Source organism: Bradyrhizobium sp. Bra64 (assembly GCF_024519875.1).
GTDB classification, from domain to species: Bacteria; Pseudomonadota; Alphaproteobacteria; order Rhizobiales; family Xanthobacteraceae; genus Bradyrhizobium; species Bradyrhizobium japonicum_G.
Map to the genome: position 1 here is coordinate 230,190 of NZ_JALJRD010000003.1, position 16,325 is coordinate 246,514.

The window sequence follows — 16,325 nt, forward strand, 5'->3', positions numbered from 1 at the left end:
ATTGCCCCGAAAAACTACGGAAATCGATGATTTTCCTCGCTTATCCCTGAGGTCCGGCTGCAACGTCGCCGCTCCAGATTGTTGCTTTGACGCCTTTTTCCCGACGCGAACCGTGATGCAACTCCGCTCGAAAAGCCCTAGCCGACGCCGAGCGCCTTCAGCTTGCGGTGCAGGGCCGAGCGTTCCATGCCAACAAACTCGGCCGTGCGAGAAATATTTCCTGAGAAACGGCTGATCTGTGCAATCAAATAGTCGCGCTCGAACACTTCGCGCGCTTCGCGCAGCGGCAGGCCCATGATGTGCTCGCCGTTGTTGCTGGTCGGCATCGCCGGCACCATCGAGCCGACGTCCTGCGGCAACATGTCGGCGGTGATGATGACCTCGGGTCCGCCCGCGGCCAGAATCATGACTCTCTCAACGTTGTTGCGAAGCTGGCGCACATTGCCCGGCCAGACATGCGACTGCAGCACCGCCATCGCGTCCTGCCCGATCTGGCGCTTGGGCAGGCCGCTGCCCGCCGAGATCTGCTCCATGAAATAGTCGATCAATTCCGGAATGTCCTCACGGCGCTCCGATAGCGCAGGCACACGGATCGGCACCACCGAGAGCCGGTGATAGAGGTCCTCGCGGAAATGGCCGGCCGCGATCTCCTCTTCCAGATTGCGCGCGGTGGAGGAGATGATGCGGACGTCGACCTGCACCTTGGCGGTGCCGCCGACGCGCTGGAACGACTGCTCGACCAGCACGCGCAGGATCTTGTTCTGGGTCTCGCGCGGCATGTCCGCGATCTCGTCGATGAACAGCGTGCCGCCATGGGCTTCCTCCAGCGCGCCGGCCTTGCGCGGCTGCTCGCCATTGGACTGCTCGACGCCGAACATCTCGTGCTCCATCCGTTCCGGCGTGATCGCGGCGGCATTGATCACGACGAACGGGCCGTCGGCACGGCCCGAGGCGGTGTGCAGCGTGCGCGCGGTCAGCTCCTTGCCGGCGCCGGCGGGGCCGACGATCAGGATGCGGCTGTTGGCCTTGGCCGCGCGCTCGATGGTCTGGCGCAGCTGGTTCATGCTGGGCGAACGGCCGACGAGCGAGCTGGCACTCGGCGCCAGTTGCTTCAGCTCCTTGACCTCGCGCTTCAGCCGCGAGTTCTCCAGCGCCCTGGTAGCGACCAGGATCAGCCGGTCGGCCTTGAACGGCTTCTCGATGAAATCGTAGGCGCCGCGCTTGATCGCGGCGACCGCGGTCTCGATGTTGCCGTGACCGGAGATCATCACGACCGGCAAATCGGCGTTGTCCTTCTTGACCTGCTCCAGCAGCTGCAAGCCGTCGAGCTTGGAGCCCTGCAGCCAGATGTCGAGGAACACCAGATGCGGCCTGCGGTTGGCGATCTCGGTGAGTGCCGTGTCGCTGTCGCGTGCCGTCCGGGTCACGAAGCCCTCGTCTTCGAGGATGCCCGCAACGAGATCCCGAATATCGGCCTCATCATCGACAATCAGAATTTCACTTGCCATGGGTCGCGCCTGTCTTCTCAGTTGCCTGTTGAGGCTTCGATCTTCGTTGAATCATTGGTCTTTTCAGCCGGCTCTTTGGTTCCGGAGGCCGGCTCTATTGTTTCGAGGTGCTTGGCGGGAGCCGTGCTCGCTTCCGCGATTTCCGGCTTGATCGTTGCCTCGCCCGCCGGCTCGGCCCCCTCGCTTTTCGCGGGAGCGCCGGAGATCGCAAACCGCATCCGCATCCAGGCGCCGCGCTGGCCTTCGCGGAAGTCGGAGGCGTCCTTCAGCTCGATGCGTCCGCCATGGTCTTCCAGCACGCGGCCGACGATTGCGAGCCCGAGGCCGGTGCCCTTGGCGCGTGTCGTCACGTAAGGCTCGAGCAGACGCGACCGCGCCACCTTGGGCAGGCCGATGCCGTTGTCGATGACGTCGATCAGCACGTCCTCGCCCTCGCGCGAGACCACGACGTCGATCCGGCCTTTTCCCAGTTCTTCGGCCGGGACCTGCTCGATCGCCTCGGTGGCGTTCTTGACGATGTTGGTGACCGCCTGCGAGATCAGCCGCCGGTCGAACTGGGCGCGGAGCGGATCCTCTTTGAATTGCGCCTCGATCTCGATCTCGGGATGGGCGACCTTCATGAGGAACACGGCCTGCCGCACGGTGTCGGCGACGTCCTCGCCCTCCATCACCGGCTTGGGCATTCGCGCAAAGCGCGAGAACTCGTCGACCATGCGGCGGATATCGTCGACCTGGCGCACGATGGTGTCGGTGCACTGTTCGAAGATCTGCTTGTCCTTGGTCTCGGTGATGGACTTGCCGAATTTGCGGCGGATGCGCTCGGCCGAGAGCTGGATCGGCGTCAGCGGGTTCTTGATCTCGTGGGCGATGCGGCGCGCCACGTCGCCCCAGGCCGAGGTGCGCTGCGCCGAGACCAGCTCGGTGATGTCGTCGAGCGTGATGATGTGGCTGTCGTGCGGCTGGCTGGTCTTCTCGGCGCTGACGCGGACCGACAGATTGCGTTCCTGCCCGTTGCGCGTGATCGTGATCTGGCCCTGCACCAGGCGCTGGGTCCCTTCCCGCGCCGTCTTCATCATCTCGTCGAGCTCGGGCAGCACGTCGGAGAGCGGATGGCCGAGCGTCTCCGCTTCGGAGTGCCCGATCAGCTTCTCGGCGGAGCGGTTGAGGATGCCGACGCTGCCCGAGGTATCGACGCCGATGATGCCGGCACTCGCAGAGGACAGCACCGCTTCGATGAAGCGGCGGCGGCTGTCGATGAGATCGCTGGCGTTGACGAGTTCGTCGCGCTGGCTGCGCAATTCCTGCGTCATCTTGTTGAAGGTCTCGCCGAGCTGGGCGAGGTCGCCTTCCGACTGGTGCACCGGGACCTTCACATGGAGGTCGCCGGTCGAGACCGTATGGGCCGCGTTCATCAGCCGCCGGATCGGCGAGACCAGCGAGTTGGCGAAGTTGAGGCCGATCAGCACCGAGGCCATCAGGATGGTCAGCGCGATCACCGCGAACATCAGCGCAAATGCGACCTGGATGCCGAGCCGGCGCGACTCGATCTGGGCGTATTCGGCGACGCTGACCTCGGTCTGCTTGAGCTGGGTGACGACATTCGGATCGAGCGGCCGCGCGACGTAGAGGAAGGTGTCGCTGAAGGCGCGCAAGCGGATCACGGCGGCGACGTAGCTGGCGTCCGGCAGCACCGCGATCTCGGGCTCGGATTCGTTGACGTTGCTGAGGAAGTCCGGCGCCGGCGGCGAATAGGCCAGCCGCATGCCGGTGTCGGCGGATTCGAGAATGTTGGTGTTCTTGTCGATGATCATCGCGCCCGGCAGATTGCGGGAGCCGGCGCTGGCGGTCAGCAGCTCGCGGAACGAGCGGCGATCCTGGTCGTAGAGCGGCCGCGCATGAGCGATGTCGTTGGCCATGCCGAGAATATCGCCGCGGATCAGCTGCGCATGGTCCTGCATGTAGGCGCGGGCGATCGTCAGCGAATTCTGGATCACCTCCTTGGTCGGGCCGGAGAACAGGCGGTCGAGGCCGCGCTCGATGGTGACGTTGGCAACGACCGAGACCAGCACCGCCGGCAGCACCGCCACGATCGAGAACAGGCTGACGATCTGGACATGGAGGCGCGCCGCCGCCCGGCCCCGCCGCCGCGCCAGGATCAGCTGCCACAGCTCGCGCACGATGATCCCGACCAGCAGCAGGATGGTGGCCGCATTAAGCAGGTAGAACGAGCGGACCACCGCCGGTGTCGGCTCGATGTTCGTCAGTCCGGTCAGGACCAGAAAGGTCAGCAGGGCCGACAGCAGCGCCAGCGCCACGGCAAAGGGCGCCAGCCAGCGTCGCACCGACCAACGCCGGGGCTCTTCCGCTGGGGCCGTGTCAAAGGATGCGGCCGAGGTGTCTGCGCTGGTCATTCCGGCAATGGGATGCTGAAAACGGGGATCCGCGGATCGCGGATACTGATGCATTCCTACCACAATGTTGCCGAATTGCGACAATTCCGCGGCGCATCTGCCACGGCGGACCGGCGCATCCACAGGGCATGCCGGGCCGGCGCCAGCCGGCGGAACGGATTCCCGTCCTTCCGGCTTGATCCCGCATGGACAGGTTCTTTCTCGCGATGATGGTTTCGGCCGTGCTGCTGCTGATCGTGGCCGCTGACCTCTTGGTCAACGGCCCGAGCCTGGAGACGCGGTCGGTGAACCTCGCCTCCACGATGCCGGTTTCGACCCGGCTGGTCAGATAGGTCTGAGGACGCCCCCCCCCCCGGCCGAATGACCTTTTGCATGTTCCAGAGGAACATTTCAGCCCGGATCGGACTTCTGCTCACCGCGTCAGCCACAACGGCCAGCGCGATCCGGACAGGCTCAGCTCCGCTTTGGTAGGGGAGCTGAGCCACCGTCCGGTTCGAAAAACTAGCCCCCGCTCCGATAGACCTGGATATCGAGATCCCGGATCTTCTTCCGCAGCGTGTTGCGGTTGAGGCCGAGCAGGTCGGCTGCGCGGATCTGGTTGCCGCGGGTGGCGGCGAGCGCAGCCGTCAGCAGCGGCACCTCGATCTCCTTGAGGATGCGGTGATAGAGCCCCGGCGGCGGCACGCCGTTCGGAAAACCCTGGAAGTGCGAGGACAGATACGCCTCCACCGCGCCACCGAGATTGTCGACGCCCTGCTGGACGGCGGCACCCGCACTGACCGTGGGTGGGGCCAGCTCGCCGTCGATGACGGAGCCGGTGATCACGTCCTGCGGATAGAGCGCCGCGAGGCGCCGCGCCAGGTTCTCGAGCTCGCGCACGTTGCCCGGCCAGCGGTGCTGCTTCATCCGCTCCAGCGCCAGCGTGTCGAGCTTCTTCGGCGGCAGGCCGTCCTTCTCGGCCAGCGTGAAGAAGTGCCGCACGAGGTCCGGCAGGTCCTCGATGCGCTCGCGCAAGGGGGGAAGCCGCAGCGGCACGACGTTGAGGCGGAAGAACAGATCCTCGCGGAACAGGCCCTGCTGGATCAGGACGCGCAGGTCCTTGTTGGAGGCCGCGACGATGCGCACGTCGGTCTTGATCGGAGTGCGGCCGCCGACGGTGGTGTATTCGCCCTGCTGAAGCACGCGCAGCAGGCGCGTCTGCGCCTCCATCGGCATGTCGCCGATCTCGTCGAGGAACAGCGTGCCGCCCTCGGCCTGCTCGAACCGGCCCGAGGCGCGGGTGTTGGCGCCGGTGAAGGCGCCGCGCTCATGGCCGAACAGTTCGGACTCGATCAGGTCACGGGGGATCGCGGCCATGTTGACCGCGACGAACGGGCCGTTGCGCCGCTTGCCGTAATCATGCAGCGCGCGCGCCACCAACTCCTTGCCGGTGCCGGACTCGCCCGTGATCATCACGGTGAGATCGGTCTGCATAAGCCGCGCCAGCACGCGGTAGATTTCCTGCATCGCCGGCGAGCGGCCGACCAGCGGGATCGCCTCCATCTCGGCGTCCTCGTCCGGCGACGAGATCCGCTCCTTCGGCTCGGCCAGCGCGCGGCCGACGATGGCGATCAGCTCCTTCAGGTCGAAGGGTTTTGGCAGATATTCGTACGCTCCCCGCTCGGAGGCGCGGATCGCCGTCATGAACGTGTTCTGCGCGCTCATGACGATGACGGGCAAATTCGGCCGCATCTTCTTGATCCGCGGCAGCAGGTCGAACGCGTTCTCGTCGGGCATCACCACGTCGGTGATGACGAGATCGCCCTCCCCCTGGCTGACCCAGCGCCACAGCGTCGCGGCATTGCCGGTGAGCCTGACCTCGTAGCCGGCGCGGGATAGTGCCTGATTGAGAACCGTGCGGATGGCGGTGTCGTCATCAGCAACGAGAATGCTACCTGCGGGCATCGTTAATCCTCATTTTGCCCCCTGTGATGCAGACGACGACTTCCCGGCAGAGCCGTCGCGACTGCTTTGATCGGCATGTTTCACCGATGTGGAATACATCGGCATCAGCACGCGGAAGGTGGTCCTGCGCGGCTGAGATTCGCATTCGATGATGCCCCCGTGATCGCCGATGATCTTCGCGACCAGGGCGAGGCCCAGACCCGAGCCGGTCTGCTTGGTGGTCACGAAGGGATCGAACAGGTTGGGCAGAAGATCGTCCGGCACGCCTGGTCCATTGTCCTTGACGCAGAATTCAAGCGGCAGAGATACCCGGGATTTTTGACCGGGGACTGACAGACGCACGCCGGGACGGAACGCGGTGGTGAGCTGGATCTCGGCGTCGGGAACGTCGATCAGGGCTTCGGCGGCGTTCTTGACCAGATTGAGGAACACCTGGATGAGCTGATCCTGGTTCGCCAGCACCGGCGGCAGCGAGGGATCGTAGTCCTCGACGAAACGGATGTTGCGGGCAAAGCCCGATTGCGCCAGCCGTTTGACGTGATCGAGCACGGAATGGATGTTGACGGGGCCACGGACCACGGGACGTTCGTCGCCGAACACTTCCATACGGTCGACCAGCGTCACGATGCGGTCGGCCTCGTCGCAGATCAGCCGCGTCAGCATGCGGTCTTCCGAGGAGGCCTGCTGCTCCAGAAGCTGCGCCGCGCCGCGGATGCCGGAGAGCGGATTCTTGATCTCGTGCGCCAGCATCGCCGCCAGCGCGATCACCGAGCGCGCGGCGCTGCGATGGGTGAGCTGGCGGTCCATCTTGTCGGCGATGGTGCGTTCCTGGAGCATCACAACGATATGTCCGGGCCGCTCGGTCAGCGGCGCGACGTGGAGATCGACCTGGCGGTCGCCGCCCATGCGCGGCGTGCCCAGATCAACCTTGTATTCGTTGACCGGCGAATTCGACGAGCGCACCTGGTCGATCAGCGCCAGCAACGGGCTTCCGAACGGCACCAGCTCCTTCAGCGACTGCCGCTTCAGGAACTGCGTCGAGATCTCGAAGAAGGCTTCGGTCGCGATGTTGGCGGCGACGATCTTGCCGTCCGGCCCGATCATGAGCACGGGATTGGGAAGTGCGTCCAGGATGGCGTCGCTGTCGGACGGAATCGGCCGACGATGTTCAACGGCTGAGCTCATGCAGCAGCGCTCCATGCGAAGTCGTCGAAGGCATCTTGCAGGGACTGGTGGACGCGGCCCGGATCCTCCGAGGTGAGGATCTTCTGGCGCCAGGATTTCAGCGTCGCGGCCGGCGCACGACTCACATCGGCCGCAACGTCGAGCGCCCAGCCGAGATGTTTTCGCGCGTGCCTCAGGCCGATGCGCAGGCCGTACAGCGCGCAGACACCCTCATAGAGCGTGCGCACGTAATGGAGCTGCGTCTCGAGCGACGGCGTGGCTTCCGCTGCCCCGCCCTTCAGGCGGCGGCCGATCTGGCCGGGCAGCCAGGGCTGGCCATTGGCGCCGCGGCCGATCATCACGGCATCGGCGCCGGAGGCTTCCAGCGCCGCGAGCGCCTTCTCGTAAGACGTGATGTCGCCATTGACGACGAGCGGAATCGAGACGGCCTCGCGCACGGCGCGGATCGCATCCCAATCGGCCTCGCCCTTGTAGAACTGGCAGCGGGTGCGGCCATGCACGGTGACGAGCTTGACGCCGGATGCCTCCGCGCGGCGCGCCAGTTCCGGCGCGTTGCGCGTGAGGTCGTCCCAGCCGAGCCGCATCTTCAGCGTCACCGGCACCTTCACCGCCGCGATCGTCGCCTCGATCAGGCTGACGGCATGGTCGAGGTCACGCATCAGGGCCGAGCCGGACTGGCCGCCGGTGACGTGACGGGCCGGACAGCCCATGTTGATGTCGATGATATCGGCGCCTTCGGCCTCGGCGATCCGGGCGCCCTCTGCCATCCAATGCGTCTCGCAGCCGGCGAGCTGGACTACATGCGGGCCGATTCCCGTGGCTTCGCAGCGCAACCGGGACATCCGATGGCCATTGGCGAGCTCGTCGCTGGCGGTCATTTCGGACACGACCAAACCGGCCCCCAGCTCCGCGGCCAACCTGCGGACGGGCGAGTCCGTCACCCCCGACATCGGCGCCAGGAAGACCGGGGCGGCGACATCAATATCGCCTATTTTCAACGGCTTAGAGCCAGATAATGCCGAGCCGGTCACAGGGGTCTCGTTGCGTAGGCAGGGCCTCATCGCGCCTGCCATGATCTATCTTGCGCACAATTCTTGTGCAGTCAAGCGTCATGCCTACAGTTTAGACAGTTCTGCAAATCTTTCAAGTGCAGTGCAACAAAATGCTGTTTCCCACAATCCAGGGAAACCCCCTTTTTTTGCGGGCCTGTCGTGCTAGAGGCATGCGGCCATCACCCCACTCCCGAGTTCTCCCCATTATCAACTGAGTATTTGAGTCCTATGGCGAAATCACAGCGCACCGCAGTCGTTCTTGTCGCGGCCGGACGCGGCCTGCGCGCAGGTGCTGGTGGGCCGAAGCAATATCGCGAGATCGGCGGCGTGCCGGTGATCTATCGCGCCATGGAAGCCTTCAGCGGTCACGCCGAGGTGTTCGCGGTGCAGCCGGTGGTGAACCCCGACGACAGCGCCATGTTCACGGCGGCGGTCGCAGGACTCAAGCACGAGCCGCCGACAAATGGCGGCGCGACCCGGCAGGCTTCCGTTCTCGCCGGTCTCGAAGCGCTTGCAAAGCACAAGCCGGACATCGTCCTGATCCACGACGCCGCGCGGCCCTTCGTCTCGGACGGCGTGATCTCGCGCGCGATCGAGGCGGCGAGCCGCACCGGCGCCGCGATCCCCGTCGTTCCCGTCACCGACACCATCAAGGTCACCGGCGCGAGCGGCCAAGTCGAGGACACGCCGGACCGGGCTCGCCTGCGAATCGCGCAGACGCCGCAATCCTTTCGTTTCGACGTCATCCTCGAGGCGCATCGTCGTGCGGCAAAGGACGGGCGCAGCGATTTCACCGACGATGCCGCGATTGCCGAATGGGCGGGATTGACGGTTGCAACCTTTGAAGGCGATGTTGCCAATATGAAGCTCACCACCCCCGAGGATTTCGTGCGCGAGGAAGCGCGCCTGGCCAGCCTGCTCGGCGACATCAGGACCGGCACGGGCTATGACGTGCACGCTTTCGGCGAGGGCGACCATGTCATGATCTGCGGCGTCCGCGTGCCGCACAGCAAGGGCTTCCTGGCGCATTCCGACGGCGATGTCGGCCTGCATGCGCTGGTCGACGCCATTCTCGGCGCGCTCGCCGATGGCGATATCGGTTCGCACTTTCCCCCGAGCGACGCCAAGTGGAAGGGCGCCTCGTCCGACCAGTTCTTGAAATACGCTATCGAACGTGTCACCGCGCGGGGCGGCCGCGTCGCCAATCTCGAGGTGACGATGATCTGCGAGCGGCCGAAGATCGGCCCCTTGCGCGACACCATGCGCGCGCGCATCGCCGAGATTTCCGGTGTCGACATCTCCCGCGTCGCTGTGAAGGCGACGACCAGCGAGCGGCTCGGCTTCACCGGCCGCGAGGAAGGCATCGCGGCCACCGCAAGCGCCACCATCCGCCTGCCGTTTAACGAGAAGACTTGGAGCGCCTAGTCCATGGCCGGCAGCGACGCACGCGCCCTCTCCCGCTCGCTGCTCGATCTGTGCCGGATGCGCAAGCTGACGATCGCGACCGCCGAGTCCTGCACCGGCGGGCTCGTCGCAGGCGCACTGACCGACATCCCCGGCTCGTCCGACGTGATCGATCGCGGCTTCGTCACCTATTCCAATGACGCCAAGCGCGCGATGCTGGGGGTCGAGGCCGGGACGCTTGCCAATTTTGGCGCCGTCAGCAAGGAGACCGCGACCGCCATGGCGGTCGGCGCGCTGGAGCGTGCCGGCGTCGATCTCGCGGTCGCCATCACCGGCATCGCCGGTCCGGGCGGCGCCACGCCGGGCAAACCGGTCGGTCTCGTCCATTTCGCGGTCGCCGCGCGCGACGGCCGCATCGTCCACCGCGAGCATCGTTTCGGCGCGATCGGCCGCACCGCCGTCCGTCAGCGCTCCGTCGTCGAGGCGCTGCGCATGCTGATGGATCTTGCCCGCGGCCCGCAGGCGGCGACAAAGCCCCGCCGCGCCGCCGCAGCCACTCGTCTGCGTCCTCGCGTGACCCGCTCGCCGCGCCGGCATGTGGCCAAGCGCAGACCGCCGCGGGGCTGAGACCTCGCGCCGCCGCGAGCAGCGCGCTGGCGTGATCGAGCACGTGCTGCCTGACCGCATCGGCATCCGACGGCTTCAGCTTCGCGCTCACGGTCAACTCCACGACAGGCGCTGCGGGATTGGCGGCATCGATGACCTTCGACACATTGACCGCCGGTGCGGCCTTCTCGTCGATCCGCGGGTCGCCGTCCCGGATATGGCTGCGCTCGTGCGGGCCACAATCTCTTGCGTTGCCCGACGGGCAAAACACGCCATCGATGGGTCGATGCCGGCCGACGAAAAGATTCCACTTTACCGAAATTCGGCTTTGGCGTATTCCTGCGCCACCTCATCCCCAGTCAGAGGGGCGTATCGCGATCGTCACGAAACGCGGGATGGGTTGTGGCGGACGCTGGCAGCACTGGCGCGAAGGGCATCGCAGGGCGGCAAAAACCGTGAGCGACAGCGGCGCGCAACGACCGGTGCGGTTCGCGTACGGCAAAACCGTGTCGTCCTGACGCCCGGGGTCTGTGCGTCAAGTCCTGCGGTGATGCGGCGGCCCGACCGGGCACGCGCATCAGCGATCCGCAAGGCGACGGGGGCAATAGTGCATCGCTCCCCGGGGAGAGCACGGCATAAGCCGTCAAACCGCTGCGCAGGGAAGGCCGTGTGTTGGGCTTAACCTGTATGCCGCTGTGCAGAATCTTGTAGCGCAACCTTCGCACAGTGGACCGTGGGTGCCAGCCGGCACCCGGCCTTCCCTGCGCCCTCTGACAAAAGAGGGCGACACGACGAAGCAAAGCTCGGGCGAGACACGCCGCGAGGCTGCAGCGTCATGTTTGCTTTTCAAAAAGCACGCAAATCTTGTCGAATTCGATCGGGATCGTGACGGTTCAAGCGCGACCAAACGTCGTGGTTTCCGTCAGAACTTGGCGCGGCAAAAATATTGGCGCAATAATGCCGCTCTACGTTGTGGTCCGGAATCAACCGACCCACCCCTCTGGAGGGCGACAAAAGTGCTCGCTCGCGCCGCGGCCTCGGCCGTCGTCATGATTGCTTTGACCGCCTTTGATGGTGCAGCCGCACAAACGGCCAACCAGCCGCCGGATACCATGGCAGCGCGGGTGGAAGCCTGCACGCCGTGTCACGGCAACAAGGGCGAAGGTACCAGCGACGTCTATTTCCCGCGCCTTGCCGGCAAGCCGGCCGGTTATCTCTACAACCAGCTCCTCGCCTTCCGCAGCGGCCGGCGCAAATACCCGCCGATGAACTATCTGCTGGAGTTTCTGCCGGACCCGTATCTGGAGGCGATGGCGGAATATTTCGCCAGCGAGCATCCGCCGCTGCCGCAGCCCGCGCCGAGCGAGGTCAGCAAGGACGTGTTGGCGCAGGGCGAGCTGCTCGTGACCAGCGGCGATGCGGGGCGCAACATTCCGGCCTGCGTCAGCTGCCACGGCCCGGGACTGACGGGCATGCAGCCCGGCATCCCCGGCCTGCTGGGCCTCCGCTCCAACTACATCAGCGCGCAACTTGGCGCGTGGCGCTACGGCACCCGCACCGCCAGGTCGCCCGACTGCATGCAGCTTGTGGCCGGCCACCTGACCGAAGCCGACGTCACCGCGGTCGCAGCCTGGCTCGCCACGCGGCCGGCTCCCGCCAACCCTGCTCCCGTCCCGAAAGGCACCTACGCGCTGCCCTTCGGCTGCGGCAGCCAGCCCAACTGACGAGGCGGATGATGGGCTTCAAATTGTCGATCACGCTCCTCGCGCTCGTAGCGCTCACCACGGCTGCGCAGGCGCAGGACAAGACGGGCGATGTCATCGCGCGCGGCGAATATCTCGCCCGAGCCGGCGACTGCACCGCTTGCCATACCGCGGCCGAGGGCCGCCTGTTCGCCGGCGGACGTCCGATGCCGACCCCGTTCGGAACGATCTACACCTCCAACATCACGCCCGATCCGGAGACCGGCATCGGCAAGTGGAGCGCAGACGATTTCTACAGAACCATGCACAACGGGCGCTTCCCGGATGGCGGGCTGATCTATCCGGCGATGCCGTTTGCGTCCTACACCAAGGTCACGCGCGCCGACAGCGACGCGATCTTCGCCTATCTGCGCTCGGTCGCGCCGGTGAACCAGAAGAACAAGCCGCACGAGCTGCGTTTCCCTTACGACAACCGTCAGCTCATCCTCGGCTGGCGCACGCTGTTCTTCAGCGAAGGCGAGTTCAAGCCGGATCCGAAAAAATCGGCGGAATGGAATCGCGGCGCCTATCTGGTTGAGGGCCTCGGCCATTGCGGCATGTGCCATTCGCCGATCAACGCGCTCGGCGGCACCTCGCAATCGGACGCCTTCAAGGGCGGGCTGATCCCGATGCAGAACTGGTACGCGCCCTCGCTGACGTCGAATCGCGAAGCAGGCCTCGGCGACTGGAGCATCAAGGACATCACCGATCTGCTCCAGACCGGCGTCTCCATGCGCGGCGTGGTCTACGGTCCGATGGCCGAGGTGGTGCACAACAGCCTGCAATATCTCAACGACGAGGACACCAGGGCGATGGCGGTGTACCTCAAGGGCATCGCGGAGCCCTCGCCTTCGCCGCCGGCAAGCTCGGCACTGCCGACCACCGAAAGCAGCCTGCTGATCAGCCTCGGCAAGACCGTCTACGACAAGAGCTGCGCGAGCTGTCACGGCACGCAGGGCGAAGGCAAGCCGCCGCACTGGCCGCCGCTCGCCAACAACCAGTCGATCGAGATGCAGTCGGCGGTCAATCCGATCCGCATGGTGCTGAACGGCGGCTATCCGCCGGGGACCAAGGGCAATCCGATGCCGTATGGCATGCCGCCCTTCGCCGGCCTCCTCTCCGACAACGAGGTCGCCGCCGTCGTCTCCTACATCCGCACCGCCTGGGGCAATCGCGGCACGCCGGTCTCGGCGCGCGAGGCCAACGAGCTGCGCTCCGCACCGCTGAACTGAGAGGCGCCGAGGAAACGTCATGTTCAATTCCGATCCGCCGACCAGCCCCGCCGCCGCCGATCAGGCTGTCGAGGAGGTCGTGGCGCAGGGCCCGTCCGGCGCGATCGTGCTCGCCGGCATCGCCACCGCCTGCGTGGTCGCGATGTGGTTCGCCTTCTATCTGTTCGTCTTCCTGCCGCGCGGGTCGCTGCAATGAGCGCCGAGGAAACCCACGGCAACGGCAGCGCCAGCACCGAGGTCGCAGCCCGCGTCGAGCGGCGCTGGGCCACCATCGCGGCAATCATCATCGTGATGATGGCGCTGCTGGCGGCATTCGCGGGCATTCATCGCGCGACCATGCCGCAGCCGCGCGTCGAGACCACCGATCCCTCGCGGCTGCATCTGAGCGGCGAGTTCGTCGAGAGCAATCTTGGCAGCGTGCTGGAGGCCAACGGCAACGTGACGGTGCGCGCGATCGGCCAGCAATATTCCTTCACGCCGGCCTGCATCGTGGTGCCCGCCGACACGCCGATCACGCTGCGCGCCACCAGCGCCGACGTCGTGCACGGCATCCTGATCCAGGGCACCAACGTCAACACCATGCTGGTTCCGGGCTACATCTCCGAGCAGCTGATGCGCTTTACAAAGACCGGTGACTATCTGATGCCCTGCCAGGAGTTTTGCTCTTTCGGCCACGAGGGCATGTGGGGCAAGGTCAAGGTGATCGACAAGGCCGAGTTCGCGAACCGCGCGAAGGGTGGCGGGAGGCTGAGCTGTGTTGGTCAATAGGAAGCTCATTCTCGCCCATTTCTGGCTGGCCTTCGCCGTGTTCGGCATCGCGCTCACGCTCGGCGCCTGGCAGATGTTCATTCGCAGCCCGATCGGCACCTGGCTGTCCAATCCCGAGCTCTATTACCGTTCGCTGACCGCGCACGGCACGGTGATGGGCTACGTCTTCCCGACCCTGGTCGCGATGGGCTTCGGCTATGCCATCAGCGAGGCCGCGCTGCAGCAGCGCCTCGTCGGCGTGCGCTGGGCCTGGGCCGGCTTCTGGCTGATCGTCATCGGCAGCATCATGGCCGTGATCCCGATCGCGCTCGGCCGTGCCTCGGTGCTCTACACGTTCTATCCGCCGCTGATCGGCAACGTCTTCTACTATCTCGGCGTCGTGCTGGTCGTGGTCGGCTCCTGGATCTGGGTCGCGCTGATGTCGGTCAATCTGCGCATCTGGCGAAAGGCCCATCCCGGCGCGCCGGTGCCGCTGGCGATGTTCGCCAATGTCGCGGGCTCCTATCTGTGGGCCTGGACCGCCGTCGGCGCCGCGCTCGAGCTGTTGCTCCAGATCATCCCGGTGGCGGCGGGATTGAAGAACACCATCGATGCCGGACTTGCGCGCATCTTCTTCTCCTGGACGCTGCACGCCATCGTCTATTTCTGGCTGATGCCGACCTACATCGCGTATTACACCATCGTGCCGCGCGCGATCGGCGGCCGGGTCTATTCCGACACGATGGCGCGGATCTCCTTCATCCTGTTTCTGGTGGTGGCGATGCCGATCGGCATGCACCACACCTTCGCCGATCCGCAGGTCGGCGCCGGCTTCAAGTTCATCCATTCCGCCTTCACGGCGCTGGTCACGCTGCCGACGTTTCTGACCGTGTTCACGATCTGCGCCTCTGTCGAGATCGCCGCGCGCCTGCGCGGCGGACGCGGGCTGTTCGGTTGGATCACGGCGCTGCCCTGGGACAATCCGATGATGCTGGCGCTCGCCTTCTCCTTCGTCATGCTCGGCTTCGGCGGCGCCGGCGGCCTCATCAACATGAGCTACCAGCTCGATACCTCGATCCACAACACGCAATGGATCACCGGCCATTTCCACCTGATCTTCGGCGGCGCCATCGTGATCATGTATTTCGCGATCGCCTATGATCTCTGGCCGCATCTGACGGGGCGCGAGCTGGTCGATCTCCGCCTGATCCGCACCCAGCTCTGGCTGTGGTTCGTCGGCATGATCGTCACGACCTTCCCGTGGCACTGGGTCGGGATTCTGGGCATGCCGCGCCGCATGGCCTATTTCGACTTCGGCGATCCTGCGATCGCGCCGCAGGCGCTCTCGGTCACCCTGTCGGCGATCGGCGGCTTCATCCTGCTGGCGTCGGGCATCATGTTCATCGTCATCCTGGCTCGCGGCATGCGTGCGCCCCAGGCCGACGCCGGTGCCTATCGCTTCGCGCTCGCCGTGCATCAGCCGGCCACCGTCCCGGTCGCGCTCAACACACACGCGTTGTGGGTGGCGCTGATGATCGGCCTCACCCTCACCAATTACGGCTATCCGATCCTGAATCTGGCGCTGAGCGAGGGCACCTCGGTGCCGGCCGTCTATGTGGGAGCGCAGTGATGAGCACGCGCGAGCTCTTCACCCTCACCAATCGTCATTTCAAGGCGAGTGTCGGCATCTTTGCCGCTATCTTCGTCGTGACGGCGATTGCCGGTTTCATCGTGCTACCGTTCGCACAGCCCTGGGTTCAGTTCGCCAACGTCTGGGATGCGATCTGCAGCGCCGCCGGCGTGCCGCAGCGCGCGGCAAGCGTGGCGACGCCGGAGCAGAGCAAGCGCCTCTCGGAGGTCGTGCTCACGTCGAACACGCTGTCACGCCCGAGCCAGGAAGCGATCGGCCGCGGTGCCACCCTGGCTCAACGCTGCGCGATCTGCCACGGCCCGACCGGCGTCAGCCGCGCGGATTCGCCCAACCTCGCCGGCCAGTACGCTGCCGTGATCTACAAGGAGCTGCACGATTTCCGCACCGGCGCGCGCACCAATGCGGTGATGTCGCCGTTCGCCGTCAATCTGACGGATCAGGAGATCGCGGACCTCTCGAACTATTACGCCTATCTGCCGCGGCTGCCGGCCTACCACCCGACGCCGCAGCTGCCGAAGCCCAATATCGTGATCTATGGCGCGCCGATGCGCGGGATCGCGCCGTGCGGCTCCTGCCATGGCAGCCTCGACAACAAAACCGGCAGCCCGTGGCTCGAGGGCCAGTCGGAGGCCTACATGAAGGCGCAGCTCCAGGCCTTCGCCTCCGACGAACGGCGCAACGACATCAGCCAGCAGATGCGCAACGTCGCACGCGCGATGACGCCGCAGGAGATCGAGCAGGCCGCGGCATATTACGCCTCGCAGCCGCCGGATATCGTGAAGGCGGTGGATTGAAGTGAGGAGTTCGTGCGGCGTGGATCCCGGCTCTGCGGAGCAGCGCTAC

14 protein-coding genes are annotated in these 16,325 nt (G+C 65.7%); 9 read left to right on the top strand and 5 right to left on the bottom strand.

All coding sequences use genetic code 11. The features are described from left to right. Nucleotides 1-137: 137 nt before the first annotated feature. Nucleotides 138-1,508 carry a sigma-54 dependent transcriptional regulator gene (locus tag NR187_RS13470; protein ID WP_211386491.1) on the bottom strand — a complete coding sequence of 457 codons (1,371 nt, stop codon included), beginning with the start codon at nt 1,506-1,508 and terminating at the stop codon, nt 138-140. A 17-nt stretch (nt 1,509-1,525) separates the two neighbouring features. Further along, nucleotides 1,526-3,919 (bottom strand): PAS domain-containing sensor histidine kinase, encoded by a 2,394-nt coding sequence (locus NR187_RS13475; RefSeq protein WP_256806696.1) that lies wholly within the window; start codon nt 3,917-3,919, stop codon nt 1,526-1,528. Nucleotides 3,920-4,104: 185 nt separating this feature from the next. On the opposite strand from NR187_RS13475, the gene NR187_RS13480 reads away from it, so the two are divergent. Next, on the top strand, nt 4,105-4,251 hold the full coding sequence (locus tag NR187_RS13480; RefSeq protein WP_256806698.1) for a hypothetical protein: 147 nt from the start codon (nt 4,105-4,107) through the stop codon (nt 4,249-4,251). 169 nt (nt 4,252-4,420) lie between these two features. Here the strand turns inward: NR187_RS13480 and ntrC are convergent, their stop codons facing one another. The 3 genes from ntrC to dusB are packed head-to-tail and all read right to left on the bottom strand — an operon-like array spanning nt 4,421 to nt 8,046. Continuing rightward, nucleotides 4,421-5,863 (bottom strand): nitrogen regulation protein NR(I), encoded by a 1,443-nt coding sequence (gene ntrC / locus NR187_RS13485; RefSeq protein WP_211387357.1) that lies wholly within the window; start codon nt 5,861-5,863, stop codon nt 4,421-4,423. Between the two features lie 9 nt (nt 5,864-5,872). Continuing rightward, entirely contained in the window at nt 5,873-7,048 is a 1,176-nt protein-coding gene (locus tag NR187_RS13490) for a nitrogen regulation protein NR(II) (RefSeq protein WP_256806700.1), read from the bottom strand. Then, entirely contained in the window at nt 7,045-8,046 is a 1,002-nt protein-coding gene (gene dusB / locus NR187_RS13495) for a tRNA dihydrouridine synthase DusB (RefSeq protein ID WP_256806702.1), read from the bottom strand. The genes NR187_RS13490 and dusB overlap by 4 nt, the downstream gene beginning before the upstream one ends. Nucleotides 8,047-8,328: 282 nt before the next feature. Here dusB and NR187_RS13500 point away from each other — a divergent pair, with 282 nt between their 5' ends. The 8 genes from NR187_RS13500 to NR187_RS13535 all read left to right on the top strand — a co-directional run bounded on the left by NR187_RS13500 (nt 8,329) and on the right by NR187_RS13535 (nt 16,276). Then, nucleotides 8,329-9,525, top strand: coding sequence for a bifunctional 2-C-methyl-D-erythritol 4-phosphate cytidylyltransferase/2-C-methyl-D-erythritol 2,4-cyclodiphosphate synthase (locus NR187_RS13500; protein WP_211387354.1), 1,197 nt, complete (start codon nt 8,329-8,331; stop codon nt 9,523-9,525). A gap of 3 nt (nt 9,526-9,528) precedes the next feature. After that, nucleotides 9,529-10,131: a CinA family protein gene (locus tag NR187_RS13505; protein WP_211387353.1), complete on the top strand. Its 603-nt coding sequence runs from the start codon at nt 9,529-9,531 to the stop codon at nt 10,129-10,131. A 995-nt stretch (nt 10,132-11,126) separates the two neighbouring features. Beyond that, complete coding sequence (locus tag NR187_RS13510) at nt 11,127-11,834, top strand: c-type cytochrome (RefSeq protein ID WP_211387317.1); 708 nt, start codon at nt 11,127-11,129, stop codon at nt 11,832-11,834. A gap of 11 nt (nt 11,835-11,845) precedes the next feature. Further along, nucleotides 11,846-13,084, top strand: a complete 1,239-nt coding sequence (locus tag NR187_RS13515) for a cytochrome c (RefSeq protein ID WP_211387318.1) — start codon at nt 11,846-11,848, stop codon at nt 13,082-13,084. Nucleotides 13,085-13,103: 19 nt separating this feature from the next. Next, nucleotides 13,104-13,280, top strand: a complete 177-nt coding sequence (locus NR187_RS13520; RefSeq protein ID WP_181769924.1) for a hypothetical protein — start codon at nt 13,104-13,106, stop codon at nt 13,278-13,280. Further along, nucleotides 13,277-13,852, top strand: a complete 576-nt coding sequence (locus tag NR187_RS13525) for a cytochrome C oxidase subunit II (RefSeq protein ID WP_211387319.1) — start codon at nt 13,277-13,279, stop codon at nt 13,850-13,852. The genes NR187_RS13520 and NR187_RS13525 overlap by 4 nt, the downstream gene beginning before the upstream one ends. Beyond that, complete coding sequence (locus NR187_RS13530) at nt 13,839-15,461, top strand: b(o/a)3-type cytochrome-c oxidase subunit 1 (protein WP_256806709.1); 1,623 nt, start codon at nt 13,839-13,841, stop codon at nt 15,459-15,461. The genes NR187_RS13525 and NR187_RS13530 overlap by 14 nt, the downstream gene beginning before the upstream one ends. Beyond that, nucleotides 15,461-16,276, top strand: a complete 816-nt coding sequence (locus NR187_RS13535) for a cytochrome c (RefSeq protein WP_256806711.1) — start codon at nt 15,461-15,463, stop codon at nt 16,274-16,276. Before NR187_RS13530 ends, NR187_RS13535 begins: the two co-directional genes overlap by 1 nt. Nucleotides 16,277-16,325: the final 49 nt, after the last annotated feature.

What these genes read in the sequence shown, in the direction of transcription:
- NR187_RS13475 (WP_256806696.1), bottom strand. Translation starts at nt 3,919, where the DNA reads ATGACCAGCGCAGACACCTCGGCCGCATCCTTTGACACGGCCCCAGCG.
- NR187_RS13515 (WP_211387318.1), top strand. Translation starts at nt 11,846, where the DNA reads ATGGGCTTCAAATTGTCGATCACGCTCCTCGCGCTCGTAGCGCTCACC.
- NR187_RS13480 (WP_256806698.1), top strand. Translation starts at nt 4,105, where the DNA reads ATGGACAGGTTCTTTCTCGCGATGATGGTTTCGGCCGTGCTGCTGCTG.
- NR187_RS13500 (WP_211387354.1), top strand. Translation starts at nt 8,329, where the DNA reads ATGGCGAAATCACAGCGCACCGCAGTCGTTCTTGTCGCGGCCGGACGC.
- NR187_RS13535 (WP_256806711.1), top strand. Translation starts at nt 15,461, where the DNA reads ATGAGCACGCGCGAGCTCTTCACCCTCACCAATCGTCATTTCAAGGCG.
- NR187_RS13520 (WP_181769924.1), top strand. Translation starts at nt 13,104, where the DNA reads ATGTTCAATTCCGATCCGCCGACCAGCCCCGCCGCCGCCGATCAGGCT.
- NR187_RS13525 (WP_211387319.1), top strand. Translation starts at nt 13,277, where the DNA reads ATGAGCGCCGAGGAAACCCACGGCAACGGCAGCGCCAGCACCGAGGTC.
- NR187_RS13470 (WP_211386491.1), bottom strand. Translation starts at nt 1,508, where the DNA reads ATGGCAAGTGAAATTCTGATTGTCGATGATGAGGCCGATATTCGGGAT.
- ntrC (WP_211387357.1), bottom strand. Translation starts at nt 5,863, where the DNA reads ATGCCCGCAGGTAGCATTCTCGTTGCTGATGACGACACCGCCATCCGC.
- NR187_RS13505 (WP_211387353.1), top strand. Translation starts at nt 9,529, where the DNA reads ATGGCCGGCAGCGACGCACGCGCCCTCTCCCGCTCGCTGCTCGATCTG.
- NR187_RS13490 (WP_256806700.1), bottom strand. Translation starts at nt 7,048, where the DNA reads ATGAGCTCAGCCGTTGAACATCGTCGGCCGATTCCGTCCGACAGCGAC.